General features: G+C 58.7%; 1 protein-coding gene. It reads right to left on the minus strand.

What is annotated here, in order from left to right; translation table 11 throughout:
- Window positions 1-147: 147 nt before the first annotated feature.
- Window positions 148-267, minus strand: coding sequence for a Maf family protein (locus B4920_RS26410; RefSeq protein WP_368664744.1), 120 nt, complete (start codon window positions 265-267; stop codon window positions 148-150).
- Between the last annotated feature and the right edge of the window lie 2 nt (window positions 268-269).

A 269-nucleotide genomic window follows, 5' to 3' on the forward strand; every position in this document is an offset into this window, starting at 1 on the left:
AGCCCGTTCTCGACCAGGGCGACCCGGGTCTCTGAGGGGGTGACGTTCACCAGCAGTTCTACTGACATAAGTTACCTTGCCTTTCTAGTTTTGAATTCTGGCACGACGAACAACGGGTAACTCAGCAGCGAACTGCTGACGAGGGGATTACCGGGTCTGCTCGAGGTGCTGCTTGATCAACAGATCCGTCTCCAGCAGGGGCAGGCCGACCACGGCGCTGTAGCTCCCCTCGATGCGGCTGACGAACTTGCCGGCTATTCCCTGGATGG

This window comes from Zoogloea sp. LCSB751 (assembly GCF_002028455.1).
Classification (GTDB): Bacteria; Pseudomonadota; Gammaproteobacteria; order Burkholderiales; family Rhodocyclaceae; genus Zoogloea.